At 69.1% G+C, this 13,604-nt stretch carries 17 protein-coding genes; 9 read left to right on the top strand and 8 right to left on the bottom strand.

Features of this window, described 5'->3' with window-relative positions; genetic code table 11:
• The first annotated feature begins 165 nt into the window (after positions 1–165).
• Positions 166–1,641, top strand: a complete 1,476-nt coding sequence (locus tag PV396_RS26260) for a PP2C family protein-serine/threonine phosphatase (RefSeq protein ID WP_319208619.1) — start codon at positions 166–168, stop codon at positions 1,639–1,641.
• Positions 1,642–1,731: 90 nt separating this feature from the next.
• Here the strand turns inward: PV396_RS26260 and PV396_RS26255 are convergent, their stop codons facing one another.
• From PV396_RS26255 to PV396_RS26235, 5 genes are all read right to left on the bottom strand, one after another.
• A complete protein-coding gene (locus PV396_RS26255; protein ID WP_189145653.1) occupies positions 1,732–2,070 on the bottom strand; it encodes a DUF2516 family protein in 339 nt (112 codons plus the stop codon).
• Positions 2,071–2,215: 145 nt separating this feature from the next.
• Positions 2,216–2,908: a hypothetical protein gene (locus tag PV396_RS26250; RefSeq protein ID WP_319208617.1), complete on the bottom strand. Its 693-nt coding sequence runs from the start codon at positions 2,906–2,908 to the stop codon at positions 2,216–2,218.
• 122 nt (positions 2,909–3,030) lie between these two features.
• Positions 3,031–3,543: a helix-turn-helix transcriptional regulator gene (locus PV396_RS26245; RefSeq protein ID WP_319208615.1), complete on the bottom strand. Its 513-nt coding sequence runs from the start codon at positions 3,541–3,543 to the stop codon at positions 3,031–3,033.
• A 272-nt stretch (positions 3,544–3,815) separates the two neighbouring features.
• A complete protein-coding gene (locus PV396_RS26240; protein WP_319208614.1) occupies positions 3,816–4,088 on the bottom strand; it encodes a PQQ-binding-like beta-propeller repeat protein in 273 nt (90 codons plus the stop codon).
• A 68-nt stretch (positions 4,089–4,156) separates the two neighbouring features.
• Complete coding sequence (locus PV396_RS26235; protein WP_319208612.1) at positions 4,157–4,717, bottom strand: hypothetical protein; 561 nt, start codon at positions 4,715–4,717, stop codon at positions 4,157–4,159.
• Positions 4,718–5,274: 557 nt separating this feature from the next.
• On the opposite strand from PV396_RS26235, the gene PV396_RS26230 reads away from it, so the two are divergent.
• From PV396_RS26230 to PV396_RS26215, 4 genes are all read left to right on the top strand, one after another.
• Positions 5,275–6,129 (top strand): alpha/beta fold hydrolase, encoded by an 855-nt coding sequence (locus tag PV396_RS26230; protein ID WP_319208611.1) that lies wholly within the window; start codon positions 5,275–5,277, stop codon positions 6,127–6,129.
• 279 nt (positions 6,130–6,408) lie between these two features.
• The gene (locus PV396_RS26225; RefSeq protein ID WP_319208609.1) at positions 6,409–7,035 is read left to right on the top strand and encodes a histidine phosphatase family protein; all 627 of its coding nucleotides are present in this window, start codon (positions 6,409–6,411) and stop codon (positions 7,033–7,035) included.
• A 72-nt stretch (positions 7,036–7,107) separates the two neighbouring features.
• Positions 7,108–7,326, top strand: coding sequence for a hypothetical protein (locus tag PV396_RS26220; RefSeq protein ID WP_319208608.1), 219 nt, complete (start codon positions 7,108–7,110; stop codon positions 7,324–7,326).
• A 23-nt stretch (positions 7,327–7,349) separates the two neighbouring features.
• Positions 7,350–7,838, top strand: a complete 489-nt coding sequence (locus tag PV396_RS26215; RefSeq protein WP_416071473.1) for an NUDIX hydrolase — start codon at positions 7,350–7,352, stop codon at positions 7,836–7,838.
• A 25-nt stretch (positions 7,839–7,863) separates the two neighbouring features.
• Here the strand turns inward: PV396_RS26215 and PV396_RS26210 are convergent, their stop codons facing one another.
• Positions 7,864–8,670 (bottom strand): aminoglycoside phosphotransferase family protein, encoded by an 807-nt coding sequence (locus PV396_RS26210; protein WP_319208607.1) that lies wholly within the window; start codon positions 8,668–8,670, stop codon positions 7,864–7,866.
• Between the two features lie 100 nt (positions 8,671–8,770).
• Here PV396_RS26210 and PV396_RS26205 point away from each other — a divergent pair, with 100 nt between their 5' ends.
• Positions 8,771–9,211: a nuclear transport factor 2 family protein gene (locus tag PV396_RS26205; protein WP_319208605.1), complete on the top strand. Its 441-nt coding sequence runs from the start codon at positions 8,771–8,773 to the stop codon at positions 9,209–9,211.
• Positions 9,212–9,243: 32 nt separating this feature from the next.
• Positions 9,244–9,834, top strand: a complete 591-nt coding sequence (locus PV396_RS26200) for a TetR/AcrR family transcriptional regulator (RefSeq protein ID WP_319208604.1) — start codon at positions 9,244–9,246, stop codon at positions 9,832–9,834.
• 15 nt (positions 9,835–9,849) lie between these two features.
• Here PV396_RS26200 and PV396_RS26195 read toward each other — a convergent pair whose 3' ends face one another.
• Positions 9,850–11,349: an FAD-dependent monooxygenase gene (locus tag PV396_RS26195; RefSeq protein WP_319208603.1), complete on the bottom strand. Its 1,500-nt coding sequence runs from the start codon at positions 11,347–11,349 to the stop codon at positions 9,850–9,852.
• A gap of 191 nt (positions 11,350–11,540) precedes the next feature.
• Positions 11,541–12,479, bottom strand: coding sequence for a sigma-70 family RNA polymerase sigma factor (locus PV396_RS26190; protein WP_319208602.1), 939 nt, complete (start codon positions 12,477–12,479; stop codon positions 11,541–11,543).
• Positions 12,480–12,609: 130 nt separating this feature from the next.
• Here PV396_RS26190 and PV396_RS26185 point away from each other — a divergent pair, with 130 nt between their 5' ends.
• Together PV396_RS26185 and PV396_RS26180 are read left to right on the top strand one after the other, a co-directional pair.
• Positions 12,610–13,143, top strand: coding sequence for a helix-turn-helix transcriptional regulator (locus PV396_RS26185; RefSeq protein ID WP_319208600.1), 534 nt, complete (start codon positions 12,610–12,612; stop codon positions 13,141–13,143).
• Between the two features lie 10 nt (positions 13,144–13,153).
• Entirely contained in the window at positions 13,154–13,564 is a 411-nt protein-coding gene (locus PV396_RS26180) for a VOC family protein (protein ID WP_319208598.1), read from the top strand.
• Positions 13,565–13,604 lie beyond the last annotated feature (40 nt).

Raw genomic sequence — 13,604 nt, 5'->3', positions numbered from 1 at the left:
CCCCGTGCCCAAGTGCGTTACGGCACACGGCATATGGCACTGCCGCCGCCCCGTGGTCGTACCGTCGACCATTCCGCTGCGGGCCCGTCAACCGCTATGGTCCCGCTCGGTGGATCGAGACCCCTCGCCATCGTGCCCTCGGGGGGAGGGAAGGAACCCACGACGATGCCCGTACCCATACCGCGGCAGAGAGCGATCCCGGCCGTGGAGAACGGTCAGGCGCCGGGCTCTGCCATGCCCTCAGGGACTTCCGCAGGCGGCTCCTCCTCCGGCGAGGCGGCCGCGCGCAGGCAGCCGACGGCCGGCATGGACGCCGCCGAGGCCGCCGCGAACGCCGCCGCCACCGCGGCCTCCTCCGGCACGACCCCCAGTACCGCCCCCGGTACTGCCCCCGGCACGCATCTGACGCTGCTGCTGATCCAGGACGACCCCGGCGGCTCCCCCGTCGTACCCGATCTGCTCGACGCCGCCGGCAAGCCGATCCGGGTCCGCACGGCCCGCAACCTCACCGAGGCCGCGCGACTGCTCACCGACGACGTCCACTGCATCCTGCTGGACCTCGCGCTGCCCGTGCCCGCCCACGCCGAGGACGGCAACGACGACGAACTGGCGGTGCTCAAGCACGTACTGCGGCTCGCGCCCCGGCACGCCGTCCTCGCGCTCACCGCCTCCGGCGACGCCGAGCGCGGCTCGGAAGCGGTGCGGGTCGGCGCCCAGGACTATCTCTTCCGCGACGAGCTGGACGGCCGGCTGCTGAGCCGCGCGATCCGTTACGCGGTGGAGCGGAAGCGTTCCGACAAGGCCGAACGCCGCCTCACCGAGTCCCGGCTGCGGGCCCAGGAGAACGCCCGCCTGGAACGCGGTCTGCTCCCCACCCCGCTCCTCGACGGCTCCTCGCTGCGCTTCGCCGCCCGCTACCGCCCCGGCCGCTCCCGCGCGCTGCTCGGCGGCGACTTCTACGACACGGTCCGTACGCCCGACGGCACGGTCCACGCGATGATCGGCGACGTCTGCGGGCACGGCCCCGACGAGGCGGCGCTCGGCGTGGAGCTGCGCATCGCGTGGCGGGCGCTGACCCTGGCGGGCCTGTGCGGCGACGCGCTGCTGGGCACGCTCCAGCAGGTCCTCGAGCACGAACGCGAGAACGACGAGATCTTCGCGACGCTCTGCACGGTCGACATCGCGCCGGACGGCCGTAGCGCGGGCCTGTGCCTGGCCGGCCACCCGGCCCCGCTGCTGGTCCGCCCGGCCTCCGCACACTCCGGACTGGCCGGAGTGGCCGGACACTCCGGGCCCGCCGATTCCCCGGTCGATTCCCCTGTCGTGGCCGAGCTGCTGCCGTACGACAACAACGGCCCGGCGCTGGGCCTGCTGCCGGGGGCCCGCTGGCCTCGTACGCAGGTGCAGTTGGGCGCCGAGTGGACCCTGATGCTCTACACGGACGGCCTGATCGAGGGCCATATCGGCGAGGGCCGGGAACGGCTCGGCCAGGACGGCATGGTGGCGATGATCCGCCGCCAGCTGGCACAGGGCCTGCGCGGCGAGAAACTGCTGCGGGCGGCCGTGAGCGAGGTGCGCGAACTGAACGGCGGAGAGCTGACGGACGACTTGGCGGTACTGCTGCTGGACCGCGGGGCGTAGGGCGCGTCGGGAACCGGGCAGGGCGGATTCGGTAGCCGGGGTCGGTTCTTCGGGCCTTCGGATCTTCGGGCCTTCGGCCTTCGGGTCGGTTCAGCGACCGCCGTTGTAGGGCCCGTACGGACCGTCGCTGCTGGAGCCGCCGCCTCTGCGGCTGCGGCCACCGCCCGGGAGACCCCGCAGTGCCGGACGTACGTCGACCATGTACACGATCGTCGCGACCAGGCCGATGATCGGCAGAAACGACAGGATGTTGAAGATCAGGTTCACCACGAAGGCGAGCCCGAGGATGATCAGCCAGAACGGCTTGGTCTTCTTGTCCGCCGCCCGGTAGGCGTCCTCGCGGCGCACGGCGGCGTCGATCAGCGCGAAGCCACTGAAAACGATCAGGGCCACGCTCAACAGCCACATGAACCCCGCGAACCCCTGCATCAGCACAACGTCCACCACCAAGCTCGGTCAGTTCGTATTTGCGGTCACCGTACCCGCATCCGCGTCCGCTACCCGAAGAACGGGCCGGGCACTCATGGAGTGCCCGGCCCGTTCTCGTATCTCTTCGCTCCTCCTGCGCCTGTTCCTACTTGGCGGGCGGAGTCGTCTTCTTGGCGGCGGGCTTGCGGGCGGCCGGGGCCTTCTTGGCGGCGGGCTTCCGGGCCGGCGCGGGCGCGGCCTTGGCCTCGACGGGGGCCGGGGCGGCAGCCTTCGTCTCGGTCACCTTGATCTCTGTCACCTTGTCCTCGACCGGCTCGACGTTCGGCTCGACGGCGATGGCCAGTTCCTCGATGCCCTCGGCGGCCTCGCCGCGCCAGGTCTTCACGGCCTGCTCGCCGTGCTCGGCGACCTTCTCGTACGTCTCGCGCGCCTTCACGGCGTACTCGGCGGCGACGCCGACACCGCGCAGGGCGAGGTCCTGGGCGCTCTCGCCGAGCTTCTTCAGGTCGGCGTCGATGGTGGAGCCGAGCTTCTTGAAGTCGCCGTCCAGCGTGCTGATGAACTCGCCGACCTTGGCCTGGAGGGTCTCCTGGGCCTCCTTGGCACGGGCGGCGGCCTTCTCCTGCGCCTCCTTGGCGCGAGCGGCGGCCTTCTCCTGAACCGACTTCGGGTCGGTGGCGCGTACGGCCTCGATCCGGGCCGGCGCCTCGGCGCGCAGCTGCTCGACCAGGCCGGGAACCTTCTTGGCCTGCTGAAGGGCGAGGTCGGCGGTGCCGGCGGCGAAGTAGAGGGGGGTGGGGTCGCTGAAGGTCTTACGCAGGTCTTCGGTGATGGCCATGGTGATGGTCCTCCCGGGTTGCTTGGAGCTGAGGGTTTTTTGGGTTACGACGTGGGTGGGGCCGGTCGCGACTGGCGCGTCTGATGCGTCCTATGTTCGGGGCATTCGTCGCATTCGTTGCGTCAACTGGCCGTCTGCTGCGGGTCGGCGTCGCTGCCGGTGCCTATGTCCGTGTCTCTGAGAGCACCGCTCGGAACGTCCGGCACAGGAACGTCCGTCGCGGCGAGGGCGCCGTCGAGGTCGAGATCGGGGTCGGGCTCAGGGTCGGCGACTGCGAACCCGTTCTCCTTACGGAAGGACTCGTAGATCTGCAACAGCACCTGCTTCTGCCGTTCGCTGAGCGTGGGATCGGCAAGGATGACGGCTCTCGTCGTGTCCTCCCGCCGCCGCTCCTCCCCGTCCCGCTCGGCATCCAGGATCCCGGCCCGCACATACAACGTCTCGGCGGAGATCCGCAGCGCCTTGGCGACCTGCTGCAACACCTCCGCGCTCGGCTTGCGCAGCCCGCGCTCGATCTGGCTCAGATACGGATTCGACACCCCGGCGGCATCGGCAAGCTGCCTGAGGGACAGCTGCGCGGTGCGCCGCTGTTCACGCAGGTACTCACCAAGACTGCCGACGTTGAGCGATGCCATGCCTCTACTCTGCCGCACCCTTGCTAACTATTGCAAGCGCCTGCTTGCAAAAGTGCGCCACGCCACTTGGCGCTGGGCGCGGCAGTTGATGAGGCGGTTTCCGTTCTCAGTAGATGTTGACCTGTCTCGCTGAAGGCGGGCCAATCTCGGTCTATCAGAGCCATCTGGCTGTGCATCTCAGTCAACCTTGGCCATCTGCGGTTCCGTCTCGCTCTTTCTGAGCCGGTGCCACGCTTGGCTGTCTACGGTCGTCGTACGTGGACAGTGCCGGGTCACGGCCGAGCCGGGCACTCCAGGATCCGGCCGTCGACGGTCCCCATGAGCAAGTGCCCTTGAGGCGTCACAGCGAGGGACAGTGCCGTGGTCGGTACTCCATCGACCTTGAGCTCGGGGTGCCATCGCACCGAGCCGTCGTTGGCGTGCAGTGCTGTCAGGGTGCCGGAGTTGTAGGCCACGTAGACGGTGTCCCCGTCGGTGTCGAGGGCAGTGGCAGGATGATCGGTGCGGTACTGCCACTGCACTGAGCCGTTCAGGGATCGCCGCACGACGTAGGCGCCACCGGGTTGGAGCCCCTGACCGTGGTGGACGGCGCCGGCATAGACCAGGGACTGCCCTATTTCGACCGCCGGGCCCCGAAATGATGCTCCTCCGGTACCCAGGAGTGTGGGAAGAGCCTCCGCAACGTCCCATCGGCGTCCAGGGCGGTGACCCACTTGTCCCTGTGCGGCTTGTCCGGGTCAGTGCCGACCAAGATGTACGGGCGGCTCGCGCGACGGACGGCGAACGGATGGTTGAACAGGTCGAAGCGGCTGACTTCCGGACCGTCTACCGGACCGTCGAGGTCGAACATCAGCAGCCGTTCAGGACGCTTGCGACGGCCGTCCAACGGCCTAAGAATCGTCCTGTGGTCGCCTGCGACGAGAACCGCGAACACGCCTGGGCTCAGGGTCTCCAGCACCTGCCCTGTGTCGACAGAGATTCGGGCCAGCCGGGGTGCAGACCTCTCCCAGTGTCCTCCCTTGTGGCGAACGCGGCGTTCGGCGTTGGTCCACACCCATGTGCCGTCGGAGGCCAGAACCAACTGTCGGCCGCCCTCCTCGTCCTCGACCGCCCATTGCAGGTCTCCGGATGGCAGCCACGATTCCGCCAGCACCCCGTCCAGAGCGGCCAGCACGCGGCCGTCCTCCGTACCTTCGACAGCCCACACCCGTCGACGTAGGGACCACTGCCGACCGGCCGAGGCCGCGAGGCCCGCGAGGAACCGGCGGGCCTCCACACTGTGGTCCGCCTGGAGAACCGGTTCCGCGGGGGCAGCCAACTCCTCGGCACCGATCGACCCCTGCCGGACGGCGCCCCAGTCTGAGCGCATGCTGACCGCGTTCCTGACCGGGTATGACCAGCATGCTCTTCGGCACGGTGGGCACGGGCTCACCGGCTGGCACGACTGGCTCATCGCCCGTCGCGGACGCGACTGCAACCACGTCTGGCCCGGCCAGGTCCTCCACATCGCCCTCCCGAACGGCTGGGACAACATCTGGAACCTCCCGCCTGAGGACGAACAACATGCGATCAAGGTCCTGTTCGAGCTCCTCGTCGAGTTCGCTGCCGAGCGCGAGGCAGCACAGGGCAGGCAAGTTCTGGAAAGTTCCGACCTTGCGTGGGTACGGCGGTCGCGAAGTCCTCCTGAACCCTTGATCTTGCTCCGGAGATCGTTTTGTTGGAGGCTGAGGCATGCAGAAGCTGCCGACCTTCGTTCTTGTTCATGGGGCCTTCGCAAATTCGTTCTCGTTCGCGCCGCTACAGGCCGAGCTCGCCTTACTCGGGCACCGTTCGGTCGCGGTCGACCTTCCGGGGCACGGATTTGAGGCGACCTTCCCTGCGACCTACCAGGCCCCCCAGGATCTTGACGCCCTCGCCGCAGAACCAGGGAGCATCAAGGGAGTCACGCTCGCCGACAACGCCGCCCGCGTGATCGAAGTCCTCGAGCGGGCCAAGCGGAACGGGCCCACCATCCTCGTCGCCCACAGCAGGGGCGGCATCACGGCCACCGCCGTCGCCAACGCACGGCCCGAGCTGATCGACCGGATCGTTTACGTCTCCGCCTGGTGCCCCGTCGATCTAGACGTGAGCGACTACTACGCCCAGCCGGAGATGGCGAATGTCGACGCTGGAGCCTTCGCTGCCATGCTCGTCGGGAACCCGGCCGAACTCGGTCTGCTCCGCACCAACTTCCGCACCGCCGAGCAAGCGGCGCTCGCCGCGTTCAAGCGAGCGTTCGCCGCCGACCTCACCGATGACGAGTTCCGGACCTTCCTGAACACCTTCCAGCCCGATGAGAACCTCGACGCCGGTACGTCCGCTGACCGGGCACAGGCCATGAGCTGGGGCCGGATTCCCAAGACGTATGTGCGCCTGGCCGCCGATGCCAGCATTCCGCTCGCCATGCAGGACCGCATGATTCGCGAAGCCGACGCGCTCACACCCGACAACCCCTTCGACGTCCGGACACTCGAGGGGAGCCACCTGCACTGGCTCGTCCACCCGAAGCCCGCCGCCGAGCTGCTCGCAAACCTCGCGGCGCGCTGACACTCCACCAGGCGCTTGGCAGTGCTGCAGCAGGTGCGCGGGGCCGGTTTCCCGATGCACCCCCCCCAGAGGCGGCTGCCCATGGTTGAGCGGGACAGGAGGAGCCCACTCGTCCCAGTCAATCGTAAGCACCGCAGGTCAAAGCCCCACCATGCCCACAGTCATCTGAGACAGGACAGCAGATGATCCGAGCCGGGACAGCCGCGACGGAACTACGTACAAACAGCTCAGCGTCCATCCCTGACACACAAGATCACGGATAGCGACGGAGCCCGGCACATGACAGACACAGCCACGCGGTACCTCTACCTCGCCCGGCACGGTGAAGCATCAGCGGATGAGACGACCCTGACGGAGAGCGGCCGGCGCCAAGCCGTTCTGCTCGGTGAACGGCTCAAGAGCACCCCGCTTCTGGCGATACACCATGGGCCACTGCCTCGGGCGCAGCAAACGGCCCGGCTGATCAGCGCACAACTTGACGACGCCGTCCCGCTGCACCAGACGGAACTGGCCGGCGACTACATCCCCTACCTGCCCACAAAGGACGAGCTGCCGCCGGATTCGGCCGACGCCATGCTCGGCTTCCTCGCTCAGGTTCCGGAAGAGGAGCGCAACGGTGGTCCAGCTCTGGCCCGGGAAGCTCTCGCGGCGTTCACAGGCCCGGTCGACGGTGATCGCCCTCGCCACGAACTGGTCGTCACACACAACTTCCTCGTCGGATGGCTGGTCCGAGCCGCCCTCGACGCCCCCGAGTGGCGCTGGATGAGCCTCAACCACGGCAACGCGGCCCTGACGGTCATCCGCTACGCACCCGGCAGGCCGTCTTCCGTGCTCTTCTACAACGACATGCGGCACCTGCCCCCGGAACTGCGCTGGACCGGCTTCCCGCCCGAACTCCAGGTCTGAAGTCCAGGCGCTGCGGGCGGTCTTGACGCCCGCCCCGCCGTGCGGTGCCATGGCCTTGGCGGAGGAGGTGCCATGGGACCCGATGGGTACGGTGACGCCGGGGGCCCTGCCGGTGAAGGTGAGGGTGACCGGCCGGACAGCTCACCGGATCCGCACCGTCCGGTGCCTGCGGACAGTTTCTGGGTGGGGGTGCTCGTCGTGATCGCGGTGGTGCTCGTCCTGACCGTCCTCGTTACCCACATGGACTGGAGTCCCGGAAACCCGACCTACAACCTGCCGCCCTACAAGTGACATCTCAGGAGCCGGTGTACTGCGTGGATGAACTGGTCGAGCGGGTCGACGGTCGCGATCATGTGGTGGGGGTGGTCAGCCGTCGGCAGGCCGTCCGGGAACGTTGGCTGCATCGGGTCGCCGTGACCGTGTGTCGTGACGGGCTCGGGCGGGTTCTTGTCCACCGGCGGGCGGAACACCTTTCGCGCTTCCCCGGGTTCCATGAGGTCCTGGTCGGTGGTGCGGTGAATGTCGGCGAGTCCTATGAGCAGGCCGCCGCGCGGGAGTTGACCGAAGAACTGGGCATTCGGGTGCAGCCACGCCTGCTGTTCACGTTCGTCAACCGCGCCGGCCTCAGCCCTCACTGGCTCGGCGTGCACGAAGCCGTGATGCCGGATGCCGTGGTCCCCGATCCCGACGAGGTCGCCTGGCACGGCTGGCTGACCGAGCCGGAGCTTCGCTCGGCCCTGCTCGAGTGGCGCTTCACTCCCGACAGCCACGAAGCTTTCAGTCGGTATCTCGCAGTTGAGTAGTGCCCAGCCCTGACCCTCCAGGCGGTCAGTCCACCAGCGCTTCCGTGAACATCTCGCGGCGCTCCCTCAGCCAGGTCTGGATGCGGTCCCAGCGTTCCCATCCGCCTCGCTCGGCCAGCGCCTGGAGGTAGACCAGGTCGCCGTCAGCCACTCGGCGGGCGACGAAGGCCCGGCAGACCTCGGTGGCCTGCTCGATGGCGTCGGGCAACTCGGCGCGGTCCTGCGGCGAAAGGCCGTAGCTGTCGGCAAGGATCCGCAGCCGGACGGGCGCGTCCAGCCCGGAGGAGGAGGGGTAGTAGGCCGCCGCGGACGCCGGGTCGAGCAGGGGGATCCAATATCGGGCGGTCATGGCGACGTCCCAGAGGGGGCGGCCCGGGGCTGCCAGGTCGAAATCGATCAGGGCAGCGGCACTGCCGTCGCGGAAGACGACGTTCTCCGGGCACACGTCGTTGTGGCACAGCATCGTTCCCCCCTCCGGGTCGGCCAGGTCCCCCGGCCACCAGGCACCGGTGTCGATCTCGACGGCCGCGCTGGTCTCATGCAGGCGCCGCAGCAGACTCCCCACCGATTCCAGGGCCGTCTTCGTCATCGCCCAGTCCGCGAACGGCGGCAGCGCCACGTCTCCGGGGATGAAGGTGAGCTGTTCGCGGCCGTCCTCGGTGAGGCCGACAGGGGTCGGCGCCGCGTCGAAGCCGTGCTCCTTCAGGGCGAGGAGGTACGCGTGCAGGGCGTACGCGTTGCGCGGCGCCGGGCGCTCCACCAGCGCACCACGACGGAAGATCGCCCCCCCGTTCGCCATACCGCCGACCAGCGCTTCACCCTCAGCCGTCATGACGATCACGCTATCGCCACGAGTAATGGGTCGGCGCCGCCCGTACATACCCCATGCCTGCATCTTGCATCCACTTCTTACTAACTTGTAAGTTAGAAGTATGACCATCAGCATGGCCGACCCGGCCGCCACCGACACCCCCGCCGTCGAGGACTTCTGCGCCCGATGGGAGAAGGCATGGAACGACCACGACGGTGACGCGGTCGCCGCGCTCTGTGCCGAGCACCTCGTCTACGACGAACCCGCCCTCGGCCGGACCGCGCACGGGACCGAGCCCATCCGCCAGTTCGTGACGGACATGGCCGGCATGTTCCCCGACTACTCCTTCACCCGGATGGGGCTGTACGGCGAAGTGACCCGCCGCGCCGTACTCGTGGCCTGGCGCTTCAGCGGAACCCTCGCCGGTACCGGGCACCGTGTCGAGTTCCACGGGGACGACCGTGTGGAGCTCGGCGAGGACGGGCTCGTGCACGCCTACCGGTGCCTGTACGACTACAAGGGCGTGCTGGAGCAGATCCAGGCCGCGCCGGCCCCGGCATGAGCAAGCCTGTCGGCATCAGCAAGCCTGTCGGCATGAGCGAACCCGTCGGCATGAGCGAACCCGTCGCCGTGCGCAAACCCGTAGCCGTGCGCAAACCCGCGGCCCAGCGGCGCGCGGAGATCATGGAGGCCGCCGAGGCCGAGTTCGCCGCGAACGGCCTGGCGGGGACCCGGCTGGAAGCCATCGCCGCGCGGGTCGGTGTCTCCCACCCGCGCATCGTCCAGATGTTCGGCTCCAAGCACGCCCTGTTCCTCGAGGTCGTGCACGCCACCTTCGACCGGATCGAGGCCGCATTCGCCGTCGCCGAGCCCACCCTGACCGGGCTCGGCGACGCCTACCGGCGCCTGCTGCAGAGCGAGCACACCATCGGCCTCGTGATGCTGCAGGGCTACGCCGCGGCGGCCGACGACACCGTACGGGCGGCGGTCAGGCAGCGGCAGCTCCAACTCCAGGACACCATCGGCCACTTGACGGGCGCGGACGCCATGCGGGTGCGCACGTTCTTCGCCACGGGGCTGGTGTTCACCGTGTCCATGCTGCTCGAACTGCCCGACCGCCGCGCCGACGCGGAATGGGGCGGCTGGATCCTCGCCCTCGCCTCCCCACCCGACGGCACCCCCTGACGCCATAGGGCATCCTCAACTCACCGCAGCGCCGAACCACTTCGGCAGCGCGTCGAGCAGGCCCCCTTGGTCCCCGCCGACCCAGGCCACGTAACCGTCGGGCCGCAACAGCGCGGCGGGCAGGTCGAGTTCGGCCAGTTCGTCGCTGCTGTCGACGACGTGGTCCACCCTGTCCTCCCAGCCCGACACCGAGAGGCGCCCGGTCTGGTCGAGGAGCAGGCCTCGACCGGCGTGCGTCTGCTCGTACAGCCGGCCCCTCTTCAGCGTCACGTCCCTGAGGCGACGGCCGAGCAGTTCATGGCCCGGGCCGCCACCGCCCTCCTTCCCCTCGCCCTCGCCCTCGCCCTCGCCGTCACCGTCGCCGTCACCGAAGTCGTAGCGAATGCCGATTCCGGTCAGTTTCTCGATCAGGTGGCGCTTGACGTCCTCGAAGTCCATCAGTTCCGACAGCAGTCGGCGCATCGGCTGGAGGTTCGGGTCGGCGGACATCAGCAGCGTCTGCGCGCGGGTGTTGTCGAGTACGTCGGCGGCCACCGGGTGGCGTTCGGCGTGGTAGCTGTCGAGCAGGCCCTCCGGTGCCCGGCCGGAGAGTTCGGCGGCCAGTTTCCAGCCGAGGTTGAACGCGTCCTGGATGCCGAGGTTGAGCCCCTGTCCGCCGACCGGCGGATGGACGTGCGCCGCGTCGCCGGCCAGCAGCACCCGGCCGACGCGGTAGCGCTCGGCCTGCCTGGTGGCGTCGCCGAAGCGGGAGATCCAGCGCGGCGAGTGCACACCGAAGTCGGTACCGGCGTACGCGCGCAGTTGCTTCTTGACCTCGTCCAGGGTCGGGGCCGAGCGGTCCTCGGTCACCCCGTCGGCGGGTACGACGACCCGGTAGACCCCCTCGCCGCCCATGGGCCCGAGGCCGAACCACTTCTCGGTCTTGCGCACCTCGACCACCACGGAGGCCACCGTCTCCTGCGGTACGCCCACCTGCATCTCGCCCAACAGGGCCTGGACGCGGGTGGGTTCGCCGGGGAAACCGACGCCGAGCAGCTTGCGTACCGTGCTGCGGCCGCCGTCGCAGCCGACGAGATGGCGCGCGCGCAGCCGGGTGCCGTCGGCGAGTTCCGCGGTCACCCCCGTCTCGTCCTGGCTCAGTCCGACCAGCTCGCAGGAGCGCCGGATCTCGGCGCCGAGTTCGACGGCGCGCTCGGTCAGCAGGCGCTCGGTGACGGGCTGCGGGATGCCGAGTACGTACGGATGCGCGGTGTCCAGGCGTTCGGGCGCGGGCTTGTCGATGGCGGCGAAGAAACCGCCGCTGACCGGGTACTGCTTGCCGTGCTCGAGGAACCGCTCCAGCAGACCGCGCTGGTCCATCACCTCGATGCTGCGCACGTGCAGACCGAGCGAACGAACGACCGGCGTGGGCTCCGCCTCCCTTTCCAGTACGACCACGTGCACGCCGTGCAGCCGCAGTTCGGCCGCCAGCATCATGCCGGTGGGTCCGCCGCCGACAACGATCACGTCAATCATGAAACCCCCATCATCGGCAGCCCTCATTTACCGCGATCCCCGCGGCACCCGCAATTTCAACGGGCCCGGGCTGCCTCGGCCGACGATTCTGCGGCACCACGGGGGTCTTGTCGCAAGCCCCCCACTGCGCTATAGCTTGAGAGTGGCGGGGGATGTGCGTGTGCGTGTGCCTCTGTGTGCGTGTACCCGCGTCAGCGCCGACCGGTTGTGAGCCTGTGCGCCGAGCGCTCGTACGCCCGCAGCTTCTCGGGTGTCAGGATCCAGTACAGCCCGTCGATACCGTCCGCTCCCACGGTGGCGCTCATCAGGGCGACGGCTCGGCCCTCCTTGGCGATCAGCATGGCGGGGCTGCCATTGGCCTCGACCACGGCGTAGTCGGCCCCCGGGAAGAACTTCCTGGCGAAGGCGCTGATCCTGGCCACGCGTCCGGCGCCCACGACGTCCAGGCGGGCCACGCCTCGCATGCCGTTGCCGTCCGCGTAGGCGACGACGTCGGCGGACAGCATGTTCTCCAGCGCGGCGACGTCACCGTCCCGAGCCGCCGCCACGAAGGCTTCCAGCAGTCGCCGGTGCTTGGTCGCGTCGACGGGATCCCGGCGCTCGGCCGACAGACGTTTGCGGGCCCGGCTGACGAGCTGCCGGGTGTTGGCCTGGCCCAGTTGCAGCATGGCCGCGATCTCGTCGTACGGATAGTCGAAGGCCTCCCGCAGCACATAGGCCGCCCGTTCCACGGGGTTCAACTTCTGCAGGACCAGCAGTACGGCCAGCTCGAGCGCCTCGCCGCGCTCCGCGCCGACCTGTGGATCCGTACGGGTGTCCACGAACTCCGGGAGCCACGGACCCACGTACGCCTCGCGTCGTACCCGCGCCGACTGGGCCACGTTGATCGCCAGGCGGGTGGTGGTCCTCGCCAGGAACGCTCCGGGATCCAGCACCCCCGCGCGTTCGGTGCCCTGCCACCGTACCCACGCGTCCTGGACGACGTCCTCGGCCTCGGACACACTTCCGAGGACGCGGTAGGCGATGCCGAACAGGCGCGGACGCAGCCGCTGGAACACGTCCGCCGCTTCGTCCAGCTCGTCCGGATCGTCCAGACCGTGCGGATCAGTCAGACCGTGCGGCTCGTCCATGATGCCGATGCCTCCGTCTTCGCAGCCACCGCCGCCACCGCCGCCGTTTCCACGCGGGTACGGCTGGATCCTATTCCGGGCATCCGTCGAGATCAGGACCGGCGCCGAGGGCCGGTGGTACGGTCGCGGAATGGACCCGCAGGAACTCGCCAACCTCGCGCATCTGCGTCGGGCACGGGATCTGATCGACCGGGAGTACGCGCGTCCGCTCGACGTGCCGACGATGGCCCAGCGCGCGCTGATGTCCCCCGCGCACTTCTCGCGGCGGTTCCGGGCCGCCTACGGCGAGACGCCGTACAGCTATCTCATGACCCGGCGGATCGAGCGGGCGATGACGCTGCTCCGCGCCGGGATGAGTGTCACCGACGCGTGCATGACCGTCGGATGTACCTCGCTGGGCTCGTTCAGCTCGCGGTTCACCGAGATCGTCGGCGAGACGCCGAGCGCGTATCGGAGCCGGGAGCACGAGGCGGTGACGGCGATGCCGGCCTGTGTGGCGAAGGTACAGACCCGGCCGAGCAGAAACCCGCCGACCGCAGACGGGCCGGTTACGGAGGCGCCGGTTGCCACGGACGCGCCAAGCACCGGCAAGCCCGCCGCCCCCGCGGACATCAAAAACGTACCGAGCAGGATTCGAGAAGCGGGCCGTACGGCCGCCGCCTAGCGTGGTCGGCATGGACATCGCACTGCAGTACTGCCACATCACAGTCAACGACCCCGACGAGGCGCTCGGCTTCTACCGTGACGCCCTCGGCTTCGAGGTCCGCAACGACGTCGCATCCGGCGAACACCGCTGGGTCACCCTCGGCAGCTCCGCGCAACCGGACCTCGAACTCGTACTCTCCCAGCCGCACGCGGGCCGCTCCCAGGCCGACGGGGACGCCCTGCAGGAACTGCTCACCAAGGGCGTCATGCCCATGTTCGTCTTCCGTACCGACGACCTCGACGCCCTGTTCGAGAAGGTACGGGCCTCCGGCGCCGAGGTGCTCCAGGAGCCCATGGACCAGGCGTGGGGCCCGCGCGACTGCGCGTTCCGCGACCCCTCGGGCAACCTGGTGCGGATCTCGCAGAAGCCGAAGGGTTAGGGGTCACCTCACACCCCGCCGAGCACCACCAGCACCAGTA

Source organism: Streptomyces sp. ME02-8801-2C (genome assembly GCF_033793965.1).
GTDB lineage: Bacteria > Actinomycetota > Actinomycetes > Streptomycetales > Streptomycetaceae > Streptomyces.
Note: the sequence above shows the minus strand (reverse complement) of the source record. Positions and strands in the feature narration are given on the sequence as shown.